Raw genomic sequence first — 26,383 nt, 5'->3', positions numbered from 1 at the left:
ATGTCTTCCATCCTTTTTGAGATCCGGGATCAGGTCGCCTTTATTACGTTGAACCGGCCGGACAAGCTGAATTCCTTTAACCGCGAGATGGCGTTGTTGCTGCAGGCCCGGCTCGATGAATGTGCGAGTCTGCATGAAGTTCGTGCCATTTATCTCACGGGCGCCGGCAAGGCCTTTTGCGCGGGTCAGGACCTCGTGGAGGTAACCGATGCGAATGGGCCGGGCTTATCCAAGGTCCTCATCGAGCAGTATAACCCGATCGTCACCCGTATCCGCAATCTTCCAAAGCCCGTAGTGGCGGCGGTGAATGGCGTAGCGGCCGGGGCCGGGGCCAACCTCGCGCTCTGCTGTGATATGGTCCTGGCGACGAAGTCGGCCTCCTTTATCCAGGCTTTTTCGAAGATCGGTTTAGTCCCCGACACGGGGGGTACCTGGTTCCTGCCGAGATTGGTCGGCTGGCAGAAAGCTGCGGGTATCGCCTTCCTGGGGGATAAGATCCCCGCCGAGGCCGCCGAGAGGATGGGGATGGTGTATGCCGTGTACCCCGATGACGAATTTGCCGGCGCTTCACGGGCATTGACCGCCGTTCTGGCCGAAATGCCTACCCGGGCGCTGGCGCTGACCAAACACGCATTGAACTATTCGGCAACCAATACGCTCGAAGCCCAGCTGCTGCTGGAGGACGAGCTGCAGCAAAAGGCCGCACAGACAAAGGACTATTCGGAAGGGGTCAACGCCTTCCTGAACAAACGGGCTCCAAAATTTACCGGCCAATAATATGTTTTACGAATTCAATGGCCACCGGCCGGTGGTCCATCCCTCCTCTTTCGTGCATCCGCAGGCTGCCGTAACGGGTAATGTGTTGATCGGAAAAGGTGTCTATATCGGTCCCGGCGCGGCCATCCGCGGCGACTGGGGGCGGATCATCATCGAAGACGGCTGCAACGTGCAGGAGAGCTGTACGATCCATCTTTTTCCCGGCGCTACGGTCCTGCTGTGCGAGGGGGCGCATATCGGTCATGGCGCGGTCGTCCATGGGGCGAGGATCGGGCGAAACTGCCTGATCGGGATGAATGCTGTCATCATGGACAATGCCGATATCGGTGACGAATGTATTGTCGGGGCGTTGAGTCTTGTCAGGACGGGGGAGATCATTCCGCCGCGAAGCGTCGTGGTGGGTAATCCGGGAAAGATCGTTAAAGCCGTGAGCGATGAGATGCTCAGCTGGAAGACTGAAGGTACAGCCATCTACCAGGCGCTCCCGGGAGAGATGCAGGCGGACTGGAAGCCTTGTGAGCCGCTGCGGCCGGAGGAAGCAAAGCCGGTAGAAGGAAAAGCCCCCGAAAAGACCTACAAGCCCTGGAAAGGCGCAGAGTAAGTATCTTTGCCCCCGAATGGAGAAATCAAACTTTGTCGACCAGATCAGGATCTTTTGCAGGAGCGGGCACGGCGGCGCCGGCAGCAAGCATTTTATGCAGACCAAATTCAATGCCATGGCGGGTCCCGACGGCGGCAACGGCGGCCGCGGCGGCCATATCATTCTCCGGGGGAGCAAACACCAGTGGACGCTGTTGCACCTGCGCTACTATAAGAACGTGCTGGCGGAAGACGGCGAGGCGGGCAGCGGGAACAACTGCACGGGCCGGTACGGCAAGGACATCTTTATCGACGTTCCGCTCGGGACGGTAGCCCGGGATGAAGAAACCGGCAAGGTAGAAGCGGAGATCCTCGAGGACGGGCAGGAGATCATCTGGCTGAAGGGCGGCCGGGGCGGGCTTGGAAACGCCAATTTCGCCACCGCCACTAACCAGGCGCCGGAGTACGCTCAGCCGGGCCTTCCCGGCGTGGAAGGCTGGAAGGTCCTGGAACTCAAAGTGCTGGCAGATGTCGGGCTGGTTGGATTTCCAAACGCGGGCAAGTCTACCCTGCTATCCGTGATCACAGCCGCCAAGCCCAAGATTGCCGACTATGCTTTCACCACGCTTACTCCCCAGTTGGGGATGGTGGAGTACCGGGACGGCCGCTCATTCTGCATGGCCGATCTGCCGGGGATCATCGAGGGAGCCGCGGAAGGAAAGGGTCTTGGTCACCGGTTTCTCCGCCATATTGAACGCAATCCCGTCCTGCTGTTCCTTATCCCAGCCGACAGTCCCGACCATGCCGCGGAATTCCGCATCCTCGTCAACGAACTCGAAAAATACAATCCCGAGCTGCTGCACAAACGTTTTCTCATTGCCATCAGCAAAAGCGATATGCTGGATGATGAACTGAAAGACGCTATCGAACGCGAGCTACCCGCAGATATCCCACATACATTTATCTCTTCGGTGACCAACCAGGGTATCGTTGACCTAAAAGACTTGCTCTGGAAGACTTTAAATGAGGACAATACGAATTAGAATAAAAACAATATTTCAATCTTAACACAGAATTCATATTGAAGTATTGCTATTAATCGATTTTGGATATATATTTGCAGTATCAAATATGAGATCGTCCTGATCTCTTTCATATCCAGCCTGCCATTTTCTCTCTCTTTCTTGCCCAAGCCGATTCGCCTGCCTGCGCTTGTCATCGGTTGACTTTCCATATAACATGCTCTCGGGTTGCTCCATATCCTAATCGTCACTAAAACCCATTTATATGAAGTCTCAATTCATGGCTTTCTTTGGCAAGCTTTCTCTCGCAGCCGCTTTCATGTTGGTCCTTTCTTCGGCAAAGGCCCAGTCCGCCGAAACCGCTGCAACGGACAACGCCGCAACGGTAAAATACCTCGGCACGCAGGATGACATGCTCATCTTCGACCTCGCCTACACCAATCCCACGACCGGCAAATTCCAGGTCGTCATCAAGGACCAGGATGGAACGCCGGTGTATCAGAATGCTTTCAGCGAAAAGACCATCTACAAACAATTCCGGTTGCCGAAGTCCGATAAGGACCGGGTCGTATTCGTGATCCGGGACTTCAAAGACGCGGACATCGTAAAGGCCTTCGACATCAACGTCAACAGCCGGATCATCCGCGAGGTTGCCGTCCGGAAGGTCAACTAACCTGCCATTAACCATTTCTCAAATCCATAATCGAAAATTTATGAAGTCGATCGTTCTTTCTTTTCTTCTTGCCGGCATAAGCCTGGTAAGCCTGGCCAATGGCCCGCATGATCCTGTCGCAGACAAAAATGCCAGCACGGCCGAAGTAAAATACGTCGGCAACACTGATGGGGCGTTCTTTTTCAATGTGCTGTATGACAACGCTGCGGGCAGCCGTTTCAGCGTGACTATTCTCGACGAGGCGGGCAACGCCCTTTACTCGGGCGTTTATTCGATGAAGAAGTTTGATAAGAAGTTCAAGCTGGCCGACTCCGAAAGCTTTGGAAAGATGGTTTTCGTCATCCGCAATCTCAGTGACAATTCCGTTCAGCGTTTCGAAGTGAACACGAATAGCCGGCTGGTGGAAGACGTAGAAGTAAAGGAAGTGAAGTAATCACTTCCTTTACTTGTAAATATTAATTGAGGCGATTCCCGGTGGCGGAGCCTTGTGCCTTGTTCAGCGCCTGCTGCAGATCGGTGAATTTCATTTTGCTCAGCTGATCCTTCGTCATATCCTTGAGCGAAGAGTTCGCCAGGACACTCCCGGGGATGATCACGTACCGGTAAAGGAAACCGCCATTGTTATAGCTAAGATCCACGAAGGCGGACAGGTCAAGCACGCCAACCTGCAGTTGCTGCACCACGCCATAGTAAGGAGCCCAGTCGGAGGCGACGGAGAGAGTGGTATCGCCGCTCAGCACCTGGCCGAAATAGCCGATGACGGCGCCACGCGAGATAATTTTTGCCGTGATCCTCGAGTTGTTGAAATCCTGGTAGTATATCGAGTCGTTGTTCTGGCCGACGTTCAAACTCATCGACAACGGCGTCCAGGAAGAATAGTAGACGCTATCCTGTACGACCGTATTGTATGTCTTTTTACAGCCGGAAATGGAAATAAGAGCGGCAAAAGACACGACGACGAAAAGAGCGGAAAAAACGATTTTCAACTTTCTCACAATTTTTAATTTTAAAAGTTAACGATAGGTCCCTTTTATCCGGATACGTATTCCCGGGGTGAAAGGTTGCCGGGAGTGCCGGCCACGATGGCCGTGCAGGGTCACGAAAGATACTATTTTTTTTTCACTCCGGCGGTGGGCGTCCAGCGCAGGGTCTCATGTAGCCGGTAGTCCATGGAAGATTTACAATTATTACCGGTAAATGTAGAATTTTGTTGCATGGACTGGAAGCTAATTGTGACGGACGACGGGTCTCACACGCTGGAGGGAAAAGGCGGCATAACCTATCATTCGAGATTTGGCGCCTTACAGGAGTCGCGGCATATCTTTATCGAGGCGGGGCTGAAGATGGCCCAGAGCAGCCCATTGCGCATCTTTGAAATGGGATTTGGGACAGGCCTGAATGCCCTGCTGACCCTTTTGGAGGCGCGGCCGGTGCGTTATGAGACCGTGGAGACGGAACCGCTGCAGTCTGCCCGGGAGTTGAATTTCTGCGAGGTAATGGGCCGGCCCGGCTGCCGCCCGGTCTTTGAGCGGCTGCATGATGCCGAATGGGAAAGGCCTGTTGCCATCACGCCGGAATTTCAGTTGTTCAAAAGCCGGCAGGATATCCGCGGGTATACGCTTCGGGAGCCGGCCGATCTTGTATATTATGATGCCTTTGATCCTGTGGCGCAGCCCGAACTTTGGACGGAAGAGTTGTTTGCAAGGCTGTTTGCGCAGCTTGCGGCAGGGGCGGTGCTCGTCACCTATTGTTGCAAGGGAGCGGTCCGCCGGGCGCTGCAGGCCGCAGGGTTCGAAACCGAAAAGTTGCCGGGACCACCGGGTAAAAGAGAGTTCCTTAGAGCCAGGGTTCGCTAAAGGTGGACCTTTGCCCATTCAGGCAAGGGTGTAACTCATTCCTCCATCCTTCTCATCCTTGAGGACGATCCCCAACTGTTGCAGCTGGTTGCGGATCTTATCCGAAGTCGAATAGTCCTTGCGCGAACGGGCGTCGCGGCGGATATCGATGAGCAGCTCCATAACACCGCTGAGCTTCTGATCATCACCGGCCGACTCGCCTTTCAGCCCGAGAATGTTCTCGAGATAATCGGTGAAATAACGCTTCATCAACTGAAGTGTGGCGGGACTCAGCGCATCGCGGCGGATCTGGCCGCCTTTCAGGGAGTTGATGATCGGCACCAGCTCAAAGAGATTCGCCAGCACCTTCGCGGTGTTGAAGTCGTCATTCATGAACTCGTCCAGTTCGTTCAGCAACTTTCGCACCTGGTCGTCGATGGCCGGATCGGCCGCAGTGGCGGAACTGTTCTCCACCTCATCGGCTCCCATCTTCTTCAGCAGGTCATAAGCCTCCCAGAGGCGTTTGAGCCCTTTCTCCGCGGCCTGTAAGGCTTCATTGCTGAAATCGAGCGTGCTGCGGTAGTGGGTCTGCAGGATGAAGAAGCGGATGGTCATCGGCGAATAAGCCTGTTGCAACAGCGGATGCGAGCCGGTGAACATCTCCGTGAGCCGGATCTGGTTCCCATAGCTCTTCCCCATCTTCTTACCGTTGAGGGTGATCATGTTGTTATGAAGCCAATACCTGGCCGGGACCTCGTGATTGCAGATCGTGCTCTGCGCGATCTCACTCTCATGATGCGGGAACTGCAAATCCATGCCGCCGCCGTGGATATCGAACTGAGCCCCCAGATACTTCGTGCTCATCGCGGAGCACTCGATATGCCAACCCGGGAATCCTTCGCCCCAGGGGCTCTGCCAGCGCATGATGTGTTCGGGCGGAGCGGCCTTCCACAGCGCGAAATCCTGCCGGTTATGTTTCTCGTCCTGGCCGTCCAGGTCGCGGGTGGTCTCGAGAAGATCGTCCAGCACCCTGCCGCTCAGCTTGCCATATGGGTAATGAGCGGCGTATTTCTTTACGTCGAAATAGACGGAACCGTTGACCTCGTACGCATATCCTTCCTGGATGATCTTGCGGATCATTTCGATCTGCTCGACGATATGGCCGGTGGCAGTGGGTTCGATGCTTGGATTGAGATTGTTGAACTGCCGCATCGCCCAATGGAACAGGTTGGTGTATTTCTGCACCAGCTCCATCGGCTCCAGCTTTTCGAGCACGGCCTTTTTGGAAATCTTATCCTCGGCCTCGCGGCCTTCTTCTTCGAAATGACCGGCATCGGTGATATTACGGACGTACCTGACCTTATAGCCAAGATGTAGCAGGTAGCGATAGATGAAATCGAAGGTGATCGTGGGACGGGCATGTCCCAGGTGACTTTCCCCGCTGACGGTCGGACCGCAAACGTACATGCCCACATGACCGGCTGTGATCGGGTTGAAAACTTCCTTCTGACGGGTATAAGAATTATGAACTTTTAGCTGACTCATACGGGCCCGAAGATACGATTTTTAGTGTGTGGTCAGCCGCAGATCGGTCACGACGGGATTATGGTCCGACCAAGGGAGGGAGAATTTCCGGCACTGCAGAACCTCGAACTGCGGATCGGCGATAATGTAGTCGATCCGCAGCGTAGGCGAAAGATGAACAAAGGTCCTGCCGATGCCGAAACCCCGCCGCAGGAATGCGTCGGTCCATGAGCCGCGGATGGTGAAATAGGTGTAGGAATTGGGAACATCGTTGAAGTCTCCGCAGATGAATCCCGGATAGGGACTTCTGTCGAGCCGTACCCGCACTTCTTCGGCCTGGTCGGCCCGGTGCTGGAAGGCATAGGCGAGCTTTTTTGCGATGGATTTAGAAGCCGTTACGATGCTGTCATCGACCTTTTTGATGATATCGATATCATGGTAGTCCTTGCTGCGAAAGAGCACCGACTGCAGGTGGGTCGTAAAGGCCCTGAGCGTATCATCGCCGACCTGTATATCCGCGGAAGCCAGGCTCTCGGTGGCGGGAACCCGGTCGGGCTTGGAATAGTGGACTATTTGCGAGTCCACGATCGGGTACCGCGAAAAAATGATCACTCCCGCACCCCATTTTCCGTCATAACGGCCATAGTCCTTCGAAAAAACATGATAAGGAAATCGCAGGTTTTGTTCGATCACGGGGATGTTGGGGGTGTCGTTGGAGCGATAGGATTCCGTGAACTCCTGCAGGCAAAGGATGTCGGGATGGACGCTGTCGATAAAGTTCAGCATTTTGGCCCGGTGACCGGAGGCGCCCTTCCTTTTGGTGATGTATTCATCGAAGCTGCGGATGTTCCAGGTCATGACCCGGATGGCGCCGGCCGGCTTTTTCATGTCGAAACCCGCCCCGGGATGCAAGGCGAAAAAGGCGCGGATATTGGACCAGCCGATGAGCAGGGTCACCAGCGACAGCAGTGACCAGGGTCGATAATGGGAGATAAAGAACCCGATGAGGATAAAGATGAGCAGCAACAGCAACAAAAGCGGGAAGATCAGCCCCAGCAGCGAGACGAGCCACCACCTGCCCGGATGCAGAAAGGAATTCGCGCAGGCCAGCAGGAACAGCACAGCTGTAATAATGTTCAGGATGATGAACAGCCGGCGGGCGTAATTTCTCAGGGGGGCCATTTGCCCTAAGTTACAAATCTTCTTCGTCCGCGGCCCTTTTCAGGATTTCTTTTTCCTCGTCGGTAAGGAAGCGATACCCTTGTTGGTTGATCTTATCGAGGATCTCGTCGATGCGCTGTTGGGTGACGTTGGGTATCTTTTTGAACGGCTGGGTGCCGGAGACCTTATAATAGAACTCGTCCTTTGCGGATCTTATCTTTCTCTTGCGGTCGGGGTTGAAGAGGTCATTGCACCAATCGAAGAACCGGTTGATCCAAAGGCTGCCATCGTATCCTTTCCGAAGGAAGAAGATGAACAGCCATCCCGCGCCGGCGCCGGCCAGGTTGGCGATAAAGGGGCCGGGCTCGTGGCGGTCCATCGTTGCAAAATTGATCACCAGATACAGAGTAGTCAATATCCAGAGCGGAATGCCGCCGTTAATCATTGGGAAGATGCGGTAATCCGGCGCCACTGAGGTGACGGCGATCGCGATCGCGATCACCGAGGCGTTGGCCCCGGCCAGTTGGGCGATGGTGACGCTGGCGTGCAGTCCCGGAATAAAGGCATAACAGAGGAGGTAGATGAGCGCGCCAGCGATGCCTCCGTAGAGATAGATGGGGATGAGCTTCCGGTTCCCGGTCAGGTCCTGCAAAATATATCCGAACCCCCAGAGCCAGAACATGTTGCCGATGAATCGGAAGATGCTCATATCGGCGAACATATAGGTCAGCACGGTCCAGGGACGGCCGGATAGCTTATCAGGGGAAGCGGGCAGGAGAAACCAGGAGAGGACCTTGTCGTTGAAGGCCGAGTCGGGAAGGCTGTAGGCCTTGTAAATAATGGATACAAACTGGAGCATCGCAAACAATACGGCATTGATCACGACCAGCCGGACCAATGCGTTGCCATCCTGCCCCAGGGCCATCTTCTTGCGATAACTGCTTTCTTCCATTACAGGCATACGATTGTTTATGAGATTACAAAACGGTCCCAACGGATGTTCGATCCCGGCTAATAAAAATTCCGGCGATTGGTCCGATTAGTGAATATCACGATGAGGAGGCCGACCAGCGCTCCTCCCAGGTGGGCGAAGTGACCGACATTGTCCCCCGCCTGGCGGCCGAATCCGCCAAACAGATCGAAAAGGACGTATACAGGGACGAGATATTTGGCCTTTATCGGAAACGCACCGTAGATATAGATCTCCATATTGGGAAAAAGGTAGGCGATGGCGGCCATGACTCCCATGATGGCGCCCGAGGCTCCGATCATGGAATAGTCATTGATGTTCACCTCGAGGGCCTGGGGCCAGACTTCAGGCGGATAGGCGGCCTGAACCGCACGGCCGACCTCCCAGGGGATCATCAGCATTTGAGTGATCGCTGCACCGATCCCGCAGATAAGATAAAAATTCAAAAACCGCTTGGCGCCCCAATAGGCTTCCAGATGACTGCCAAAAAAGAACAGGACCAGCATATTGCCGAAGATGTGCCACCAACCCCCATGAAGGAACATGTGGGTGATGATCTGGTGCGGCTTGAACAGCGGAGATTTCCAATAGTGCAGCGCCCCCCATTCCGTGAGACCAGGTATTGCATATGTTTGGGCGAGAAAGGCTACAACATTGATAATGAGTAAAATCCTGACGACCGGGGGTATGTTGAAACGCATCATTCTTCTTTGTCTATTAATATGGTATTATTTACGCGAATAGGTCTGGCTCGCAATATAGCCTTATTCGCGCAAATGGCTAATGTCTGGCCTTCGGCCCATCCGCCTGTGGCGGATTTTATCGCACAATTTACGAATTAACCCTTCAACTTCAATTGGACGATATTTTCAATATGATGGGTATGCGGGAACATATCCACCGGCTGGACCCGCGTGACCGCGTATTTCGCATCCAGCAGGCGCAGGTCCCGCGCCTGGGTGGCAGGATTACAGCTGACATAGACGACGGTCGGCGCGCCTATCTCGAGTATCTTGTTCACGAGGCCTTCGTGCATGCCGGCGCGGGGCGGGTCGGTAATGATCACATCGGGTCTCCCCTCCCGGGCAAAGAACTCATCGTTACAGACATCGACGACATCGCCCGCAAAGAACCGGGCCTGCTGAATATTGTTCAGCGCAGCGTTTCCGACCGCGTCCGAAACGGCTTCGGGCACCACTTCCACCCCCACGATCCGGGCGGCATGGCGGCTGACGAAGATGCCGATGCTGCCGGTGCCGCAATACAGGTCATAGACCGTCTCTTTCCCGGTAAGCTCCGCATATTCGCGGGTGACGCGATACAACGCTTCTCCCTGACGGGTATTCGTCTGGAAGAAGGATTTGGGTCCGATCTTGAACCGGAAATCCTCCAACTGCTCGATGACGAATCCCCTGCCGTGGACGACCCGGGGTTCCAAATCATTGATGCTGTCGTTCCACTTGGGATTGATCGTCACTAATAGTGTGGTCAATTCGGGAAATTGTTGCAGCAGGTGGCCGGTCAATTCTTTGGTCAGCCCCTCGTCCTCATAACCGAGGACCAGGTTGGCCATGACCTCCCCCGTCGTGCAGATCCGCAGCATCAGGTTGCGAAGCCAGCCCTGGTGCTCCCGGATGTCATAAAAAGAAATATCGCGTTCCAGCCCGAAATCCCTTACGGCCTTACGAAGACGGTTGGTCGGCTCGACCTGCAGATAACAGGTATCGATATCCACTACCTTGTCGAAGAGCCCCCTTGCATGAAAGCCCGCCACGTTCCGTTGGGGATTCACCGCCGGGTCATGCAGCTCGTTGGGAAGCAGGAAGCGCCGGTTGGAAAAGGTGTATTCGATCTTGTTGCGGTAATGGATGGATTCAGGAGCGCCGAGGATGGGCGTTATATCGGGCAGTTCAACCTTCCCGATGCGTCGCAGGACGTCTTCCACCTGCTGTTGTTTGTATTGCAGCTGCAGCGGATAGGGCAGCATCTGCCAGCGGCAGCCGCCGCAGACCCCGAAATGGGAACAGAATGGCTCTGCGCGCTGGGGGGAATACTCCCGGAAGGCGGTGACAAAGCCCTCGGCCCAGTCTTTCTTGTTCTTTCCCAGCCGGAGGTCGACGACATCTCCCGGGACGACGTTCTCGATAAAGATCACTTTTCCGTCGACGCGCGCGAGGGATTTCCCCTCCGCGGCATAGTTTTCCACTTTGATACCCTGTAGCTCAATGTTTTTCTTCTTTTTTCTCACGCTGCAAATATCCTGAAAATGCGCTTCCTGAAAATATTCTTATTTTTACCTGTGTATGAGGAAGATCCTATTATCCGCCGCCTGTTTCCTTTTTTTATTGACCGCTAACTCGCAGCAAAGCGGATACTCCATCCGCCTTCACCTGAAGCCTTATACCGGCGGAAAGGTTTACCTGGGTTATTATTACGGAAAGATCAGGGCCCTGGCCGATTCGGCGCAGCTGGACGCCAACGGGGAAGGCGTATTCAACGGCAGGGAGCGGCTGCCCGGAGGAGTGTACTTCATCGTGTCGCCCGGCAGGACCGTGCTTTTTGAGCTGTTGCTGGACAGTCTTCAGCGCTTCTCCATCGCCGCCGATACGGCACACCTTCCCGAAAGCGTAGTCTTTACGGGATCGCCGGACAATATCGTCTTCCAGAGCTATACCCGGTACACCAACACCAAGGGCAAGGAGATCACTGCGGCGCAAAAAGAGCTGGCAACTACGCACTCCAGGGCCGACTCGGCCCGTATCCGGGAAAAGATAAAGAAAGCCAATACGGAGATCCAGGAATTCAGACAGAACCTGGCGGTCAAGTACCCCGGCTCCCTGCTGACCACCCTTTTCCGGCTCCTGAAAGAGCCGGTGGTCCCCCCCGCGGCCAGCCAGCCCGGCGGAAAATATGACAGCCTCTTTGCCTATCAATACTACAAAGAGCACTACTGGGACAGCACTTCCTTTTCCGACGAACGGTTGAGCCGGACGCCGGTATTCGAGCCCCGGCTGGATAAATACTTCCATGACCTGGTGCCGCCGGACCCGGACTCCATAACGCGTGAAGCGGATCGGATGCTGCTGGAATCCCGGGTCAGCAAACCGATGTTTCAATACCTGCTGGTGTATTTTGTCCAGAAATACGTCAACCCGGAATACATGGGCCAGGACGCGGTTTTTGTCCACCTCTTCGAAAAATACATCAATACCGGCCAGGCGGAATTTTTTACTCCAACCTACCGGAAGTTTCTTGACAACCGTGCATACAGCTTGATGGCCAACTTGATAGGCCAGCCCGCCGCCAACCTTGAAATGGTGGATACGGCGGGAAAACCGCGAAACCTTTACGATATCAGCGCGCCCTTTATCGTGATCTGCTTCTGGGACCCCACCTGCAGCCATTGCAAGGAGATCGTGCCGAAGGTGGACTCCATCTACCATGCCAAATGGAAACAGGAGGGAGTAACGGTATATGGCGTCATGGTGGACGGGGGCAATGAGGCCTGGCTGCAATTCATTAAGGATCACAATTTAACCGACTGGGTGCACGTTTATGAGACCAAGGAGCACCAGGACGCCGGCGAAAAGGCGGGCCAGCCGAACTATCGCCAGCTTTACGACGTGTATCAAACCCCCATTCTCTACCTGCTGGATAAAGACAAGCATATTGTCGCCAAAAAGTTGACCTATCAACAGATCGATGAAGTCATAAACCTGAAACTGCGTCAAAAAAAATCCAATTGATATGATCATGCCGGTCAAGTCGCTTTGCATTTTTGTTGCTCTTTTCCTTTTGTTCCTTTCAGGCGTCTCCGCGCAAACTCTATTTACTGTCGATCATTACTCCGTCAGCAAGGAGGAATTCCTGAAGGCATACAACAAGAATAATACGGCGCAAAAGCCGACCCCGGCCTCCTATCGCGAATACCTCGAACTTTATATCCGCTACAAATTGAAAGTAAGGGCGGCCCTGGATGCCCAGCTGGACACCCTGGCGGGGCAGCGCATGGAGCTTCAGAACTTCCGGTCACAGGTGGCGGAGTCCTATCTAAAGGACGAGACAAGCCTCGACCGCCTGGTCAAAGAAGCCTGGCAGCGAGGCCAGAAGGATATCCATATCTCCCATATTCTCATTGCTCTGTCGAAGAATGCCTCGCCGTATGATACGGCCCGGGCTTATGAGAAGGCGATGGCGGCCTATACCGTGCTGAAGAGGGGCAAGAAATTCGAGGACATTGCCAGGATGTATTCGGAAGACCCTTCTGCGAAAGTGAATTCAGGCAGTCTCGGCTATATCACCGTCTTCACGCTGCCGTATCAATTGGAGTCTCTTGCCTATTCCCTGGCGCCGGGCCAGATCTCGAAACCCTACCGGACGAAGGGCGGGTATCATATCTTCCGCAACGACGGCGAACGGAAATCCCTTGGCCGGATAAAAGTAGCCCAGATATTGATCGCGTTCCCGCCTTCGGCGACGGAAGCCCAGAGGCAGGAGGCGCATCGTAAGGCAGATTCCCTCTACGATCTGTTGCGCAAGGGCGGGGATTTCGCTGCGCTGGCCCGCAGCTACAGCGGCGACAATCTTTCTTACCAGCAAGGCGGAGAGCTGCCGGAGTTCGGCATCGGCCGCTATGATTCGGCCTTCGAGGCTACAGCCTTCGGGCTGGACAGGGACGGGGCGATCAGCAAGCCCCTCGCCAGTGAGTTTGGCTATCATATCATCAGACGTCTTAGCCGCAATCCTTTCCCCGCCACTATGGACGAGCCGGCAACCGCCCTGGTGAAACAGCAGGTGATGAACGATCCCCGCATCGAAGTGTCGCGGAAGGCCCTGCTCGACCGGATCAAGCAGCAGACACAATTCCGGATGGCGGAGGTCAACGATCTCGATCTCTGGGCCTATACCGACAGCGCCATGCGCAATCCCGGCCTTACGAGCTTCCGAGGACTTGGTTTTACGACAACGCTGTTCTTCTTTGGGAACCAGTCCTATTTCCTCAAGGAGTGGCTGGACTTTGCCCGCGCGGGCAGGGGCTCCAGGCCACCGGCCGGACCACAGGCGGACAAGGAGTTGTTCGACCGGTTCGTAGAGCGGATGGCGCAGGACTACTATCGCAATCACCTGGAGGATTATAACAAGGATTTCGCCTTCCAGCTGACGGAATTCAGGGAGGGCAATCTGCTGTTCGAGATCATGCAGCGGAGGATTTGGGACAAGGCCTCCACCGACAGCGCCGGCTTGCGGAAATATTACGACGCGCACAGGGATAAATACTGGTGGGAGCCCAGTGCGGACGCCCTGTTATTCACGTGCAACAATGCGCGGACGGCGGAGGACCTCAAATCCAGGCTTCAGACGCATCCTATCCAGGCCTGGCGCGCAATGGCCGACAGCGGCGCCGCGGCTGTCCAGGCGGACTCGGGCCGCTATGAGCTGGCCCAGATCCCCGGCGGAGTAAAGGCAGGAGGCGCCCCCGGCATGTTTACCGCCTTCGTCAACAACCCCACGGACAATTCGGTCAGCTTTTCCTATATCCTCAAAACCTATCCACAACGGGAGCCCCGGGATTTCCGTGATGCGAGAGGGTTCGTGATCAACGACTACCAGGGCTCCCTGGAAGACCAGTGGGTCGCCGAACTGAAAAAGAAATATCCCGTAAAAGTGGAAGAATCGGTGTTTAAGACCCTTTAATGGGTCGCCACTGCGTCTAGAGTGTCGCCTTTACCACCGCCTCGATTACCTTGGGCTTGCCCAATGTATAGTAATGCAGGACCGGCACGCCGGCTTTCTTCAATTCCCTGCTCTGCTGGATCAGCCATTCGGTACCGACCTGCTCTACATCCGTATCGGTCTTGCATTGGAGGATCGCGTTGGAAAGCTCGGTAGGCAGATCGACATGGAACACTTTGGGAAGCATGCTCAGCTGCTTCTTGGTGGTGATGGGTTTCAGCCCAGGGATGACGGGGATGGTGATGCCCCCTTCCCGAAGGGTCTTGACATAGTCGAAATACTTCTGGTTGTCGAAGAACATCTGGGTGGTGATATATTCCGCCCCCGCATCGACCTTGGCCCTGAGATACATGAGATCGGTCTCGAGATTGGGCGCCTCGAAATGCTTTTCGGGATAGCCTGCGACCCCGATGCAGAAGTTGGTCTTGCCGCCGTTCTTGATATCCTCTTCGAGATAGACGCCCTGGTTGAGACAGGCCACCTGCTTCAGCAGATCGATAGCATAGCGATGGCCATCGGGCTCGGGTTCGAACGAGCTTTCATTTTTGGCGGCGTCGCCCCGCAGTACCAGTACATTATCGATGCCGAGGAAATGGAGGTCGATGAGGGCGTCTTCGGTCTCGCGTTTGGCGAAACCGCCGCAGATGAGGTGGGGAACGGCATCGACGCGGTAGTGGTTCATGATCGCGGCGCAGATGCCGACGGTGCCGGGCCGTTTACGGACCTCCACCTTTTCGAAGGTCCCGTCCGTCTTTTTCTTGAACATCGTTTCGCTGCGGTGATACGTGACATTGATGAAAGAGGGCTTGAACTCCATCAGGGGGTCGAGGTGTTCATATATGGAACTGATCGTCTTGCCTTTCAGCGGGGGAAGGATTTCAAAGGAAACAAGGGTATTTTTCGCATTTCTGATATGATCTATAACCTTCATATACGATTTTAACTCATTTTAGTCTGCAAACTTAGTTATTTTTGCGGGCAAAATCGAAGAACTTGAGTATTACCATTCATTCCCAGGACCTTGTAAAAACCTATCACAACCGTACCGTGGTCAATCACGTCTCCGTCCGGTTGGAACAGGGCGAGATCGTCGGGTTGCTGGGACCGAATGGCGCCGGTAAGACCACCACCTTCTATATGGTGGTCGGCCTGATCAAACCGGATGAAGGCGACGTCTTTCTGAATGATACCAACATCACGCGTCTGCCGATGTTCAAAAGGGCGCAGATGGGCATCGGGTATCTGCCCCAGGAAGCCTCCGTTTTCCGTAAGCTCAGCGTAGAGGACAATATCAAGGCCGTGCTGGAGATGACCAGGCTGAGCAAGGCGCAACAAAAGGAAAAGCTGGAGGCCTTGCTGGATGAATTCCACCTCCATCACGTGCGCAAGAATAACGGTGACTCGCTCAGCGGCGGGGAGCGACGAAGGACCGAGATAGCCCGGGCACTGGCCGTGGACCCCAAGTTCATCCTGCTGGACGAACCCTTTGCCGGGGTCGACCCGATCGCGGTTGAAGACATCCAGTCGGTGGTAGCCCGGCTCAAATTCCGCAATATCGGCATCCTGATCACCGACCATAATGTAAATGAAACGCTGTCCATCTGCGACCGCGCCTATCTGCTGATCGACGGAAAGATCTTCAAGCACGGCACCGCCGAGGAACTGGCCGAGGATGAGCAGGTGCGAAGACTCTATCTGGGCCGGAATTTCGAGCTGAAAAGAAAGGACTATCTCCACGAGGAAGCCCGCCAGCAGGAAGAAAAAAATACGCTTTAAATTCACGGCGATTCACTACATTGCCAATTGGGGGTAGGCAGTGTGTCGATGCCCTTCGGGCATCCATCATTGAAGCGCTAATGTTTGTCCTTCGGACACGCCTCCTCCGTCGGCGTATGAAGCTATTGAGTCCGGCCATATCGAGATTGGCGAGATTGCGCCAGGAGCGCATTGAACAATGGGTGAAGCATCCGATCGCCGTTCAGCGGGAAGTACTGCAGCATCTCGTCACCTCCGCCCAGTATACCGAATTTGGCCGCAAGTACAATTTCTCCCGCACTTTTTCCATTCGCGATTTCAAACAGGCCGTTCCCATCCACGAATACGACGACCTGAAGCCTTATATCCAACGGATCATGAACGGGGAACAGAACATCCTCTGGAACACCCCGATCACCTGGTTCGCCAAGAGCAGCGGCACCACCAGCGACAAGAGCAAATTCATTCCCGTCAGCGAAGAAAGCCTGCAGGACTGTCATTACAAGGGCGCCAAGGACGTCCTGACCATGTATTATAATTTCAATCCCGAATCCGACCTGCTTACCGGCAAGGGGCTGGTCATCGGCGGTAGCCATACCATCAACCAGGTGAACGAGGAGGTTCATTACGGGGACCTCAGCGCCGTCCTCCTGCAGAACGCGCCTTTCTGGGGCAATTGGATCCGCACCCCTGAGCTGAGCATTGCGCTGTTGGACGAATGGGAAGACAAGATCGAGCGGCTGGCCAAAAATACCATCGTAGAGAACGTCACCTCCATTTCCGGCGTTCCCACATGGACGTTGGTGCTCATCCGCCGTATCCTCGAGATCACCGGCAAGAGCACGCTGGCCGAAGTATGGCCTTCGCTCGAATTGTATATCCATGGCGGGGTCGCCTTTACCCCCTACCGTGAGCAATTCCGCCGGCTGATCGGCAAGGATATCCACTATCTCGATATGTACAATGCCAGCGAAGGCTTCTTCGCGGCCCAGGGCAGCCCCAACGACGACGGGATGCTGCTCTTTCTCGACCATGGCATCTTCATGGAGTTCATGCCGGTGGAAGAATACGGCAAGGCCCATCCCGAGACCATCGGACTTCGCGACGTGGAGATCGGCCCGAACTATGCCCTGGTGATCAATACGAATGGAGGTCTCTGGCGTTATTTGTTGGGAGATACCATCCAATTCACTTCCCGCGACCCCTTCCGGATAAAGGTCAGCGGCCGTCTGAAGCATTTCATCAATGCCTTTGGCGAAGAGGTCATTGTCGACAACACCGACAAGGCCATCGCGATCGCCTGTGAAAAGACGGCCGCGATCGTCAATGACTACACCGCGGCGCCGGTCTATTTCGGCGAATCGGGTAACGGCGCCCATGAATGGCTGGTAGAATTCGAGAAGAAGCCCGACGACCTGGACCGGTTCGTCAAAGAGCTGGACGGGGCCCTCAAAAGCATTAACAGCGACTACGAGGCCAAACGGCATAAGGACATTGCGCTCGGCATGCCCCGGCTGCATGTCCTTGAGAAAGGCGTATTCACGGCCTGGCTGAAACGAAAAGGAAAATTGGGCGGCCAGCACAAGGTGCCCCGCCTGGCCAACGACCGGAAATACATCGAGGAGATCCAGGCTATGCTGAAGTCAGATCGGTCTGGCGGAGGAGCAGGGTCAACGCAAGGAGGCTGATAAAAGAAGAAGTATAGAAAAGGTAGAGATAGGGGACGTCGATAAAGCTGAAGAAGACGACCAACGCCAGCTTTAATGCCGCCAGCGGCAGGTTGGCGCCGCCCAGACGCCGCCCCACAAATATGAACAGCGGCGGAACGATAAAACTGAGCCCGATCAGCAGGCTATGCTGCAATCCCACGCGTCCCGGCCCAAAGAACCAGGCCAGGCCCGGCGCCGTCGAAAAAACATCCGGGCTGTCCTTCCACACTCTCCCGGCGAAAGCCACATAATTCCCCGGCAACTTTGCGAGCCGGATAAAGGTGTCCAGCCCTACCGGCAACAGGAACAGCAGGACAAAGCACAATATACCCATGAGCGTGATGACCGAAAGGTTCCGCCATTTCTTTTCCATCGCCAGCCAGCCGAGATAGGCGGGTATCCAGCCGACCAGTGCATAGCGGCTCAGCATGCAAAGCGAGATCGCGAGGCCAGTAAGCCAGGGTCTGCCGGAGACCAGCGCCAGCACCAACAGCACATAATAGCCGATGACCGTACCTTCTTCCGCGACGCTGACGATGCCCGCCGTGTTGTCGGCGACGATCCACCAGAACAGGAGGAAGGCAAGGACGCCGAGGAAGAAATTAAGATATTTCCCGGGCCGGTATAAAAAAATAAAGACGGCAAAAGCAAACAACAGCCCCGCAACGGCGATCCAACGCATATCGAGACCCACGAATATCGCAGGCACATAGGGCAACCACATCGCCGGAAGATAGATCGGCTGGGTGCCCTTCCAGATCCACGGGATAATATCATAGACATGCCCATGTTGTCCGGCGATGAATCGTTCGCCCATGACTTTGATGATCGGCAGCATATCGGCATTGGTGATATCGATGGGCATTTCTTCGAACCAGTACTGACACCAGGACCAGGTGGCCAATGCCATCAGGCCTACGACGACCGACCGGTAATGGTTGACCGGCAGTGTCCAGGCACGCCGGGAAAGCGCCGGAAGGTGCAACTCCGGCGCCTGCGTCAGGCCGATCGCGATACCGATACCCGATAGCCCGTACAACACCGAAAAGAAAGGGACCCAGCCCGGGATCTTCAGGAGCCAGGTGACACAAAGCGTTTCAACCGAAAAAAGCAGCAGCAGTCCCGCCGGTAAATTTTTAGGGTGATACATAAGGCGCTAAAGATATATATTTGGCCCATGAAATTATTGGAAAACAAAGTAGCGATCGTCACCGGCGCCAGCCGGGGCATCGGTGAGGCGGTGGCCCTCAAGCTGGCCGAGCATGGCGCGCATGTGGCTTTTACCTATCTGAGCAGCGATGAGAAGGCGAAGACGCTGGAAGAAAGGCTGAAGGCATCCGGGGTAAAGGCGAAGGCCTACAAGAGCAATGCCGGCGTCTTCGCGGAATGCGAGGCGATGGTCGGCGATGTGATAAAAGAGTTCGGCACCGTCGATATCTGCGTCAACAACGCAGGTATCTCGAAAGACAACCTGCTGCTTCGTCTTACGCCCGAGCAATGGGATGAAGTCATTCAGATCAACCTGACCAGCGTGTTCAATATGACCAAACAGGTGATCCGCCCGATGATGAAGGCGAAGAGCGGGTCCATCATCAACATGAGCTCTATCGTTGGGGTCAGCGGCAATGCGGGACAGGCCAGCTATGCCGCCTCGAAGGCCGGTATCCTCGGGTTTACAAAATCGGTTGCAAAAGAACTGGGAAGCCGCAATATCCGTTGCAATGCCATCGCTCCCGGCTTTGTAGAGACCGATATGACGCATTATCTGAAAGATGGCGACGGGGCCAGGAAATTTCTCGAAAGCATTCCTCTCGGTCGCTTCGGCCGCGCAGAGGAGATCGCCGACACGACCCTGTTCCTGGCGAGTGACTTAAGCTCGTACATCACCGGCCAGGTGATCAGCGCCTGTGGCGGATTAAACATCTGACGGACTAAATATCTAATGGAGAGCCGGTTACCCACCGGCTCTTTTTCGTTAAGAAAAGATGAAAGAATAGTCCGCCCCATAGGAAAACGCTCGGGATTGATTATTTTTGGCCCCGCGTGAAGACCCGCAAGATCATATCTGTTTTTCTTCTCCTTGTGCTGAGTGCACAGCTATTACCCTTGAAGCAGACCATGGCCTGGCTGCTCGGCGGCACGGCAACGGAGGAGATCCGTCATGCCGATGATCCCGATTTCAGCCGTGCCGGCGATGATTGGCAAAAAGACTTTCTGCCCGTTTCTATTCCGACCCTTTCCCAGCTTTCCTATATATCCGTAACTCCGATCCACACCATCCATTCGCCCGCCATGCCGCTCCGGCATGCTGACGATGTTCTTACGCCCCCTCCTCTCTCCTAACGACCCGGAGGGTCGTTGCGCGTAAGCGCCATCATTAGCGCTTCATAAATGCGCCTGCAAAGCAGGCGATAGAAGGCATCGTCTTGCCCATCATTCTTTCAAAAATAATTCGAGTATGAAAAAACTATCCCAACACCTGGGCTCGGATCTGCCGTCCGGCCTGGTAGTCTTCCTCGTTGCCTTGCCGCTCTGTCTCGGAGTGGCGCTCGCCTCCAACGCCCCCTTATTCGCCGGCATCATCGCCGGCATCGTAGGCGGCATCATCATCGGCAGTCTCAGCGGATCTTCGCTAAGCGTCAGCGGCCCCGCGGCAGGCCTCACTGCCATCGTCGCCGTAGCCATCGGCAAAATGCCGGCCTATGAAGCGTTTATTCTCTCGGTGGTCATCGCCGGCGTCCTGCAGATCGTCTTTGGATTTTTAAAAGCGGGTATCCTGGGCGACTATGTGCCCAACTCCGTGATCCGCGGGATGCTGGCCGCCATCGGGCTTATCCTCATCTTCAAACAGCTGCCGCATCTCCTTGGCTATAAAGCAGGCTTTGCGCCCGCAGCGGCAGGTATCGGCCTCGTCTCCGTCGGTATCCTTTTGCTTTGGGACCTGCCCTTCTTCAAGAAAAAGAAGATCTTCCAGTACATCCCCGCGCCGTTGGTCGTTGTCGTCGTCGGCATCGCCATCAGCGAGGCATTGGAACAGGGCGGCTCACCGCATACCCTTGCCGCGCATCATCTCGTGAACCTGCCGGTCGCCGGGGACCTGGGAGACTTTTCGGCCTTCTTCCGCTTCCCCGACTGGCAGTACCTCGGCAATCCTCAGGTTTGGATCACCGGGCTCACCATTGCGCTGGTCGCCAGCCTGGAAACCCTGCTTTGTATCGAAGCGATCGACAAACTGGATCCTTACAACCGAAGCACGCCTACCAACCGGGAGCTGAAAGCGCAGGGGATCGGTAACCTCATCTCGGGGATGATCGGCGGTCTGCCCATCACCTCGGTGATCGTCCGCAGCAGCGCCAACCTGAATGCCGGCGCCCGGACCCGCCTCTCGACGATCGTTCATGGCACGCTGTTATTGTTGTCCGTGCTGCTGATTCCGGGTCTGCTCAACGCCATCCCGCTCAGCGCCCTGGCGGCGATCCTGGTAATGACAGGTTACAAACTGGCCAAACCGACCCTGTTCCGGGAGTTTCATCGGAAAGGCTGGGATCAGTTCGTGCCTTTCGTGGTGACCATCAGCGCCATCCTGCTGACCGACCTGCTCATCGGCATCCTTATCGGGACGGGCGTAGCGCTTTTTTTCCTGGTACGCAGCAATTTCCACTCGGCGGTGATGTTCGTGCCCGACGAAAACAAATACCTCCTTCGTTTTCGGAAGGACGTCAGCTTTCTCAACAAACCTATTGTAAAACAACGGCTCGAAAACTTACCCGAGGGCTCCGTCGTCCTCATCGACATGAGCCGCGCGGACTTTATCGACAGGGACGTACTGGATGTCATCGACGAGTTCATGCACCATGCCCACCTGAAAAATATACGCGTACAGGTGAGAAGGAACAGCGTGGCAGAGGTAAAACACAAAGCAGCCTGACAAACACTATCTTTGTAACCGACAAAAATCAGATCAATGACGCCGATAGAAAAACTATTACTGGAAAACAAAGCCTGGTCCTCGGAAATAAAAGGAGACGACCCGGAATACTTCGAACGGCTTTCCCATTTACAAACTCCTGAATTCCTTTGGATCGGGTGCAGCGACAGCCGGGTGCCGGCGGATAGGATCACCGGGACGCAACCGGGCGAGATCTTTGTTCATCGGAATATCGCCAATCTTGTCATCCATACGGATGTCAACCTCCTCAGCGTGCTTGACTTTGCGGTCAACCACCTGAAGGTCAACCACGTCATCGTCTGCGGGCACTATGGCTGTGGTGGTGTCAAGGCCGCGATGACCAATCACGACTTCAAGTACGTGCTGAATATGTGGCTTCGGAATATAAAAGACGTTTACCGGCTGTATACGAAAGAGCTGGACGCCATTTCCGACATCGACAAGCGGGCCGACCGGCTCGTGGAGCTGAATGTGAAGGAGCAGGTGCTGCATCTGGCAAAGACCTCCATCATCCAGCGGGCCTGGAAGAACGACCGCCGGCCCCAGTTGCATGGGTGGGTATATGGGCTTCGCGATGGATTGATCAAACCCATCTTCGACATGGATGCCGGATCGGCCATCGATCCGCTCTACCAGTATGATGATCTATAAGCAAAAGGGCGGCCTGCGGCCGCCTTTTCTTATTTCTTTTTGAACTTCTGTATTGCCGTTTTCGTGAAAGCGCTTAATACCAGCCGGCCGCTCATCGCCGCCCGCTCGGGCAGGAGCTGATCCCAGTGTTCGGTGCCTTTCCAAAGCGTCTGCTTCAGCAGCGCCATGGCTTCGGGATTCGAATGGGCGAGGTGACTCGCGAGATGCGCGATGGATTCGTCCATGCCCGTGACGGTGCTGTGCAGTTCGGCATAAAGGCCGCGCCTTCTTGCCCATTCCGCGTCGCGCCATTGGGTTGCGTCGATAGCCAGGCTGCCGAAGTTGGAAAGCCCGATCTTTCTTTCAACGGCGGGCCCCACGACAAAGGGGCCGATGCCGATCGCCAGCTCGCTCAGCTTGACGTCGGCGCCGTCCGCTGCGATAGCATAGTCGGCTGCCGCTGCCATCCCAACGCCGCCGCCGACGCATTTTCCCTGGATACGGGCGATGATGAATTTGGGGCATTTGCGCATCTCGTTGATCAGATGGGCAAACCCGCTGAAGAACTGGGTTCCCTGTTCGATCGTTTCGACGGCCAGCAGCTCGTCGAAGGAAGCGCCGGCGCAAAAAGCGCGTTCGCCGCCGGATTGCAGCACAATGACCTTTGTATCATGGTCGTTGCCGCAGGCATGGATCTCGTGAGTGATGGCCTCGAGCAGGGCGCCGGGAAGCGAGTTACTTTGGGGGTGGAAGAACTCGATGGTCATGACGCCGTTGTGGCGTTCGCATTTTACATAACCTTCCTTGATCTGTTTCAACATAGCGATTATTGTTTTCTCATTACCATGGTGAGGATCGTGGCGACAGCCACGGACTCACCAGTATTATCATAGACATCCACATACCACTTTACGATGCCCCGGGGGATGTCTGTTTCTTCTCTTTTTTCCTGGGCGATCTTTTCCTTGCAGGTAAGCCGCACGCCGATCGTCGTGCCGGCGTAGACGGGTTTCAGGAACCGGCACTCTTCCAGTCCGTAGTTGAGCATAACGGGGCCCTTTCCGGCATCGACAAAGAGGCCTGCCGCGGCGCTGAGGATAAAATATCCGTGGGCCACCGGCCGTTCAAAGAGGGTGCCTTCTATAGAGGTATGATCGGTATGCGCATAGAAATGGTCCCAGCTGATATTGGCAAAGTTGACGATATCCGCTTCGGTGACCGTCCGTTTGTGGGTGATAACGGTGTCGCCTATCTGTAATTCCTCGAAATATTTCCGGAAGGGATGTTTCTCATCCAGGGTCTGGTAGGCATGGGGTTGGTAGGTGTTCGTGAGATGGGTGATCATCGAGGGGGACCCCTGTACCGCCACCCGCTGCATATAGTGCTTTATGCCGCGGATGCCGCCCATCTCTTCTCCCCCGCCGGCGCGGCCGGGGCCGCCATGCACCAGCAACGGCAGGGGGCTGCCATGACCTGTGCTTTCTTTTGCGCAATGGTTGTCCAAAATGAGTATCCGGCCATGGTGTGTCGCGGCGCCAAGTGTATACTCTCTTGCGATATCGGGGTCGGCCGTAACAATCGTGCTGCATAACGACCCTTTTCCCATCCGGGAAAGCGCGACGGCAGCTTCCATGTCCTCATAGGGCATCAGCGTGCTGACGGGGCCAAAGGCTTCGATGGAATGCGGCTCTTCGGCCGAAAAAGGATGTTCGTTCAGCAGTAGCAAGGGGCTGAGATAGGCGCCGCGCGAGGCGTCGCCGTCGATCAGCTCCACGCTGTCGAGCGACCCATAAATTAGTTGGGAAGAGGCCAGCAGCTTCGACACCTGCGCTTTCACCTCTTCGCGCTGGGTCTGTCCCGCCAGCGGGCCCATTCTCACTTTCTCGTTCTCCGGGTTGCCGATAGGGGTTTGTGAGATGGCTTTTATCAGCGCCTTGCGGGCGTCGTCGAGCTTATTGGCCGGAACGAAGATGCGTCTCACCGCCGTACACTTCTGACCCGCCTTTACGGTCATCTCCTTTCGCAGCTCCTTGACGAATAAGTCCCATTCCGGCATGCCCGGCTCTACGTCCTCGCCGAGGACAAGGCAATTGAGGGAATCGGCCTCCATATTGAACGGAGTATTCTCTGCCAGGACGTGGGGATTTGCCTTTAACATCCTCCCTGTAGAAGCCGAACCGGTAAAAGTGACCACGTCCTGCGAAGTGACATGATCCAGGAGATCGCCTGCGCTTCCGCAGATGAGCTGCAGGGCGCCCGGGGGCAGGATGCCGGAGGCGATGATCTCGCGGACCACGGCTTCGGTGAGAAAGGAAGTTACTGTAGCAGGCTTTACGACGGCGGGCACGCCGGCGAGTAAGTTGACGGCGATCTTTTCGAGCATGCCCCAGACGGGGAAGTTGAATGCGTTGATATGGATGGCGGCGCCTTCCTTGGGTACGAGCACGTGCTGACCCATAAAGGTCCCGCCCTTGCCGAGCGCCAGTCCTTCGCCGTCGAGACAAAAGGTTTCGTCGGGCAATTTACGGCGCAGGGAAGCGTATGAGAAGAGGTTTCCGATACCGCCTTCGAGGTCGATCCAGCTGTCGGCCCGGGTGGCGCCCGTTAGGTAGCTGATGCGGTAAAAGCTATCTAAACGATTTTGCTCGCGGAGGTGCAGTGCGAGGGCCCGAAGCATCCGGCCCCGTTCGGGGAAGGTCATCCGCCGCAGGGCGGGATTGCCTGTCCGGCGGGCGAAGTCGAGGATGGCGGCAAAATCAAGACCTTTTGTGCTGGCGTGACCGATGATATCACCCGTGGCGGCATTAAAGAGCGGCTGTCCTTCTCCATCGCCGGTGATCCAATGGCCATAGACGTAGTTTCCAAGCTTCGGCATAAGTGTACAATCGTTTATGTAAACGAAGATAGCGAAAGAAATGTTGTCGGGCCTGCGGTCCGACCCTTCGTGAAGCCCTTATGTCAGGCCTTCGGCCAACGAGGCTTCGGCCCGTTCGGCCAGCCTGTCAGTAAATCCAGTTTGGTCGGTATTTTGTCCTTGTTGCAGGATGGAAAGCAATTATTCATTTATCGACTATGCACCGCGGCAGAACCAGGATGCTGAGCTGCTGGACGGCTACTCCCGGACGATCACCGGAGTTGTCGGCCAGGTAGCGGAGGCAGTCGTTCATATACAGGTGCTGAAGCGCGCCGAACCGGGTCGTGGCCGGCAGCGGGAATCCGGGTCCGTACCGGCGTCGGGTTCCGGTTTTATCATCTCCTCCGATGGTTTTGTCGTCACGAACAACCATGTCATCGAAGGCGCCCGGGAGATCAGGGTCGCATTGGCGGATAGCAGGACGGTCAACGCCGACCTGACGGGCGCGGACCCCTCCACGGACATCGCCGTATTGAAGATCGACGTAGGGGGGTTGAAGTCCTTGTCTTTCGCGGATTCGGAATCCCTGCAGCCGGGACAGATCGCGATCGCCATCGGTAACCCGCTTGGATTGCAACATACGGTCACTGCCGGCGTCGTGAGCGCCCTGGGCCGGACGCTAAGAGCCAGCAACGGCAGGCTGATCGACGATATCATCCAGACCGATGCCTCGCTCAACCCGGGGAATTCGGGTGGCCCGCTGGTAAACTCGCTGGGACAGGTGATCGGCGTCAATACCGCCACGATCGCTTCCGCACAGGGTCTCTGCTTTGCGGTCTCGTCGAACCTGGCCGCCTTTGTGGCAGGGAAACTGATCATGGAAGGGCGGGTCAAGCGAGCCTATCTCGGTATCGCAGGACAGCTGGTCAATCTGACGGGCAGGATGATCGCCGCCAACCGGCTGGAAAAGCGAACGGGCGTCTATGTTTTTGAGGTCGTGCCGGACCAGCCGGTGTATAACAATGAGATACACCCCGGAGACATTATCGTTTCGTTTAACGGCCATGCGGTGGGAACAGTAGACGAATTGCATAAGCAATTGCATGCGGACGTCATTAACCGGCCTTCAGAAATGGAGGTGCTGAGAAATGGGAGGAAGCAATCGTTGAGGGTGACCCCGGGAGAATCCCGATAGCTAATGTCTGGCCTTCG

At 55.5% G+C, this 26,383-nt stretch carries 25 protein-coding genes; 15 read left to right on the top strand and 10 right to left on the bottom strand.

Features of this window, described 5'->3' with window-relative positions; genetic code table 11:
* The 5 genes from VHE34_RS19300 to VHE34_RS19280 all read left to right on the top strand — a co-directional run bounded on the left by VHE34_RS19300 (position 1) and on the right by VHE34_RS19280 (position 3,484).
* The gene (locus VHE34_RS19300) at positions 1–777 is read left to right on the top strand and encodes an enoyl-CoA hydratase-related protein (protein WP_325590630.1); all 777 of its coding nucleotides are present in this window, start codon (positions 1–3) and stop codon (positions 775–777) included.
* Between the two features lies 1 nt (position 778).
* Positions 779–1,378 carry a transferase hexapeptide repeat family protein gene (locus VHE34_RS19295; RefSeq protein ID WP_325590628.1) on the top strand — a complete coding sequence of 200 codons (600 nt, stop codon included), beginning with the start codon at positions 779–781 and terminating at the stop codon, positions 1,376–1,378.
* Positions 1,379–1,394: 16 nt separating this feature from the next.
* Positions 1,395–2,399, top strand: coding sequence for a GTPase ObgE (obgE, locus tag VHE34_RS19290; protein ID WP_325590626.1), 1,005 nt, complete (start codon positions 1,395–1,397; stop codon positions 2,397–2,399).
* Between the two features lie 244 nt (positions 2,400–2,643).
* The gene (locus VHE34_RS19285) at positions 2,644–3,051 is read left to right on the top strand and encodes a hypothetical protein (protein ID WP_325590624.1); all 408 of its coding nucleotides are present in this window, start codon (positions 2,644–2,646) and stop codon (positions 3,049–3,051) included.
* A 40-nt stretch (positions 3,052–3,091) separates the two neighbouring features.
* Complete coding sequence (locus tag VHE34_RS19280) at positions 3,092–3,484, top strand: hypothetical protein (RefSeq protein WP_325590621.1); 393 nt, start codon at positions 3,092–3,094, stop codon at positions 3,482–3,484.
* 22 nt (positions 3,485–3,506) lie between these two features.
* Here the strand turns inward: VHE34_RS19280 and VHE34_RS19275 are convergent, their stop codons facing one another.
* Positions 3,507–4,046, bottom strand: a complete 540-nt coding sequence (locus tag VHE34_RS19275; RefSeq protein WP_325590619.1) for a hypothetical protein — start codon at positions 4,044–4,046, stop codon at positions 3,507–3,509.
* A 219-nt stretch (positions 4,047–4,265) separates the two neighbouring features.
* Between VHE34_RS19275 and mnmD the strand changes: the two genes are divergently transcribed.
* Positions 4,266–4,907 carry a tRNA (5-methylaminomethyl-2-thiouridine)(34)-methyltransferase MnmD gene (gene mnmD / locus VHE34_RS19270; protein WP_325590617.1) on the top strand — a complete coding sequence of 214 codons (642 nt, stop codon included), beginning with the start codon at positions 4,266–4,268 and terminating at the stop codon, positions 4,905–4,907.
* Positions 4,908–4,925: 18 nt separating this feature from the next.
* Here the strand turns inward: mnmD and cysS are convergent, their stop codons facing one another.
* From cysS to rlmD, 5 genes are all read right to left on the bottom strand, one after another.
* Positions 4,926–6,431, bottom strand: coding sequence for a cysteine--tRNA ligase (gene cysS, locus VHE34_RS19265; protein WP_325590615.1), 1,506 nt, complete (start codon positions 6,429–6,431; stop codon positions 4,926–4,928).
* Positions 6,432–6,452: 21 nt separating this feature from the next.
* The gene (locus VHE34_RS19260; protein WP_325590613.1) at positions 6,453–7,592 is read right to left on the bottom strand and encodes an endonuclease/exonuclease/phosphatase family protein; all 1,140 of its coding nucleotides are present in this window, start codon (positions 7,590–7,592) and stop codon (positions 6,453–6,455) included.
* A 10-nt stretch (positions 7,593–7,602) separates the two neighbouring features.
* The gene (locus tag VHE34_RS19255) at positions 7,603–8,532 is read right to left on the bottom strand and encodes a rhomboid family intramembrane serine protease (protein ID WP_325590611.1); all 930 of its coding nucleotides are present in this window, start codon (positions 8,530–8,532) and stop codon (positions 7,603–7,605) included.
* Between the two features lie 50 nt (positions 8,533–8,582).
* The gene (locus tag VHE34_RS19250; protein WP_325590609.1) at positions 8,583–9,245 is read right to left on the bottom strand and encodes a rhomboid family intramembrane serine protease; all 663 of its coding nucleotides are present in this window, start codon (positions 9,243–9,245) and stop codon (positions 8,583–8,585) included.
* Between the two features lie 134 nt (positions 9,246–9,379).
* Positions 9,380–10,789 (bottom strand): 23S rRNA (uracil(1939)-C(5))-methyltransferase RlmD, encoded by a 1,410-nt coding sequence (gene rlmD / locus VHE34_RS19245; protein WP_325590607.1) that lies wholly within the window; start codon positions 10,787–10,789, stop codon positions 9,380–9,382.
* A gap of 55 nt (positions 10,790–10,844) precedes the next feature.
* Between rlmD and VHE34_RS19240 the strand changes: the two genes are divergently transcribed.
* Both VHE34_RS19240 and VHE34_RS19235 read left to right on the top strand, forming a co-directional pair.
* Positions 10,845–12,287, top strand: coding sequence for a redoxin domain-containing protein (locus VHE34_RS19240; RefSeq protein WP_325590605.1), 1,443 nt, complete (start codon positions 10,845–10,847; stop codon positions 12,285–12,287).
* Between the two features lies 1 nt (position 12,288).
* A complete protein-coding gene (locus VHE34_RS19235; protein ID WP_325590603.1) occupies positions 12,289–14,235 on the top strand; it encodes a peptidylprolyl isomerase in 1,947 nt (648 codons plus the stop codon).
* A 16-nt stretch (positions 14,236–14,251) separates the two neighbouring features.
* Here VHE34_RS19235 and VHE34_RS19230 read toward each other — a convergent pair whose 3' ends face one another.
* Positions 14,252–15,205, bottom strand: a complete 954-nt coding sequence (locus tag VHE34_RS19230) for a methylenetetrahydrofolate reductase (RefSeq protein WP_325590601.1) — start codon at positions 15,203–15,205, stop codon at positions 14,252–14,254.
* Between the two features lie 62 nt (positions 15,206–15,267).
* On the opposite strand from VHE34_RS19230, the gene lptB reads away from it, so the two are divergent.
* Together lptB and VHE34_RS19220 are read left to right on the top strand one after the other, a co-directional pair.
* A complete protein-coding gene (gene lptB / locus VHE34_RS19225) occupies positions 15,268–16,050 on the top strand; it encodes an LPS export ABC transporter ATP-binding protein (protein ID WP_325590599.1) in 783 nt (260 codons plus the stop codon).
* A 116-nt stretch (positions 16,051–16,166) separates the two neighbouring features.
* A complete protein-coding gene (locus VHE34_RS19220) occupies positions 16,167–17,717 on the top strand; it encodes a GH3 auxin-responsive promoter family protein (protein WP_325590597.1) in 1,551 nt (516 codons plus the stop codon).
* Here VHE34_RS19220 and VHE34_RS19215 read toward each other — a convergent pair.
* Complete coding sequence (locus VHE34_RS19215; protein WP_325590595.1) at positions 17,662–18,888, bottom strand: hypothetical protein; 1,227 nt, start codon at positions 18,886–18,888, stop codon at positions 17,662–17,664. The two genes, VHE34_RS19220 and VHE34_RS19215, sit on opposite strands and share 56 nt — an antisense overlap.
* A gap of 27 nt (positions 18,889–18,915) precedes the next feature.
* On the opposite strand from VHE34_RS19215, the gene fabG reads away from it, so the two are divergent.
* From fabG to VHE34_RS19195, 4 genes are all read left to right on the top strand, one after another.
* Complete coding sequence (gene fabG / locus VHE34_RS19210; protein ID WP_325590593.1) at positions 18,916–19,665, top strand: 3-oxoacyl-[acyl-carrier-protein] reductase; 750 nt, start codon at positions 18,916–18,918, stop codon at positions 19,663–19,665.
* A gap of 116 nt (positions 19,666–19,781) precedes the next feature.
* A complete protein-coding gene (locus tag VHE34_RS19205; protein WP_325590591.1) occupies positions 19,782–20,081 on the top strand; it encodes a hypothetical protein in 300 nt (99 codons plus the stop codon).
* Positions 20,082–20,196: 115 nt separating this feature from the next.
* Positions 20,197–21,666, top strand: coding sequence for a SulP family inorganic anion transporter (locus tag VHE34_RS19200; protein WP_325590589.1), 1,470 nt, complete (start codon positions 20,197–20,199; stop codon positions 21,664–21,666).
* 36 nt (positions 21,667–21,702) lie between these two features.
* Positions 21,703–22,338, top strand: coding sequence for a carbonic anhydrase (locus VHE34_RS19195; protein WP_325590587.1), 636 nt, complete (start codon positions 21,703–21,705; stop codon positions 22,336–22,338).
* 29 nt (positions 22,339–22,367) lie between these two features.
* Here the strand turns inward: VHE34_RS19195 and VHE34_RS19190 are convergent, their stop codons facing one another.
* Both VHE34_RS19190 and paaZ read right to left on the bottom strand, forming a co-directional pair.
* Positions 22,368–23,138 carry an enoyl-CoA hydratase/isomerase family protein gene (locus VHE34_RS19190; RefSeq protein ID WP_325590585.1) on the bottom strand — a complete coding sequence of 257 codons (771 nt, stop codon included), beginning with the start codon at positions 23,136–23,138 and terminating at the stop codon, positions 22,368–22,370.
* A gap of 5 nt (positions 23,139–23,143) precedes the next feature.
* Positions 23,144–25,192, bottom strand: a complete 2,049-nt coding sequence (gene paaZ, locus VHE34_RS19185) for a phenylacetic acid degradation bifunctional protein PaaZ (protein ID WP_325590583.1) — start codon at positions 25,190–25,192, stop codon at positions 23,144–23,146.
* A gap of 169 nt (positions 25,193–25,361) precedes the next feature.
* Between paaZ and VHE34_RS19180 the strand changes: the two genes are divergently transcribed.
* A complete protein-coding gene (locus VHE34_RS19180) occupies positions 25,362–26,366 on the top strand; it encodes a S1C family serine protease (protein WP_325590581.1) in 1,005 nt (334 codons plus the stop codon).
* Positions 26,367–26,383 lie beyond the last annotated feature (17 nt).

The sequence above is a fragment of the Puia sp. genome (assembly GCF_035546395.1).
Lineage (GTDB): Bacteria > Bacteroidota > Bacteroidia > Chitinophagales > Chitinophagaceae > Puia.
The sequence above is the reverse complement of the archived record's forward strand: the minus strand, read 5'-3'. Positions and strand labels throughout refer to the sequence as shown.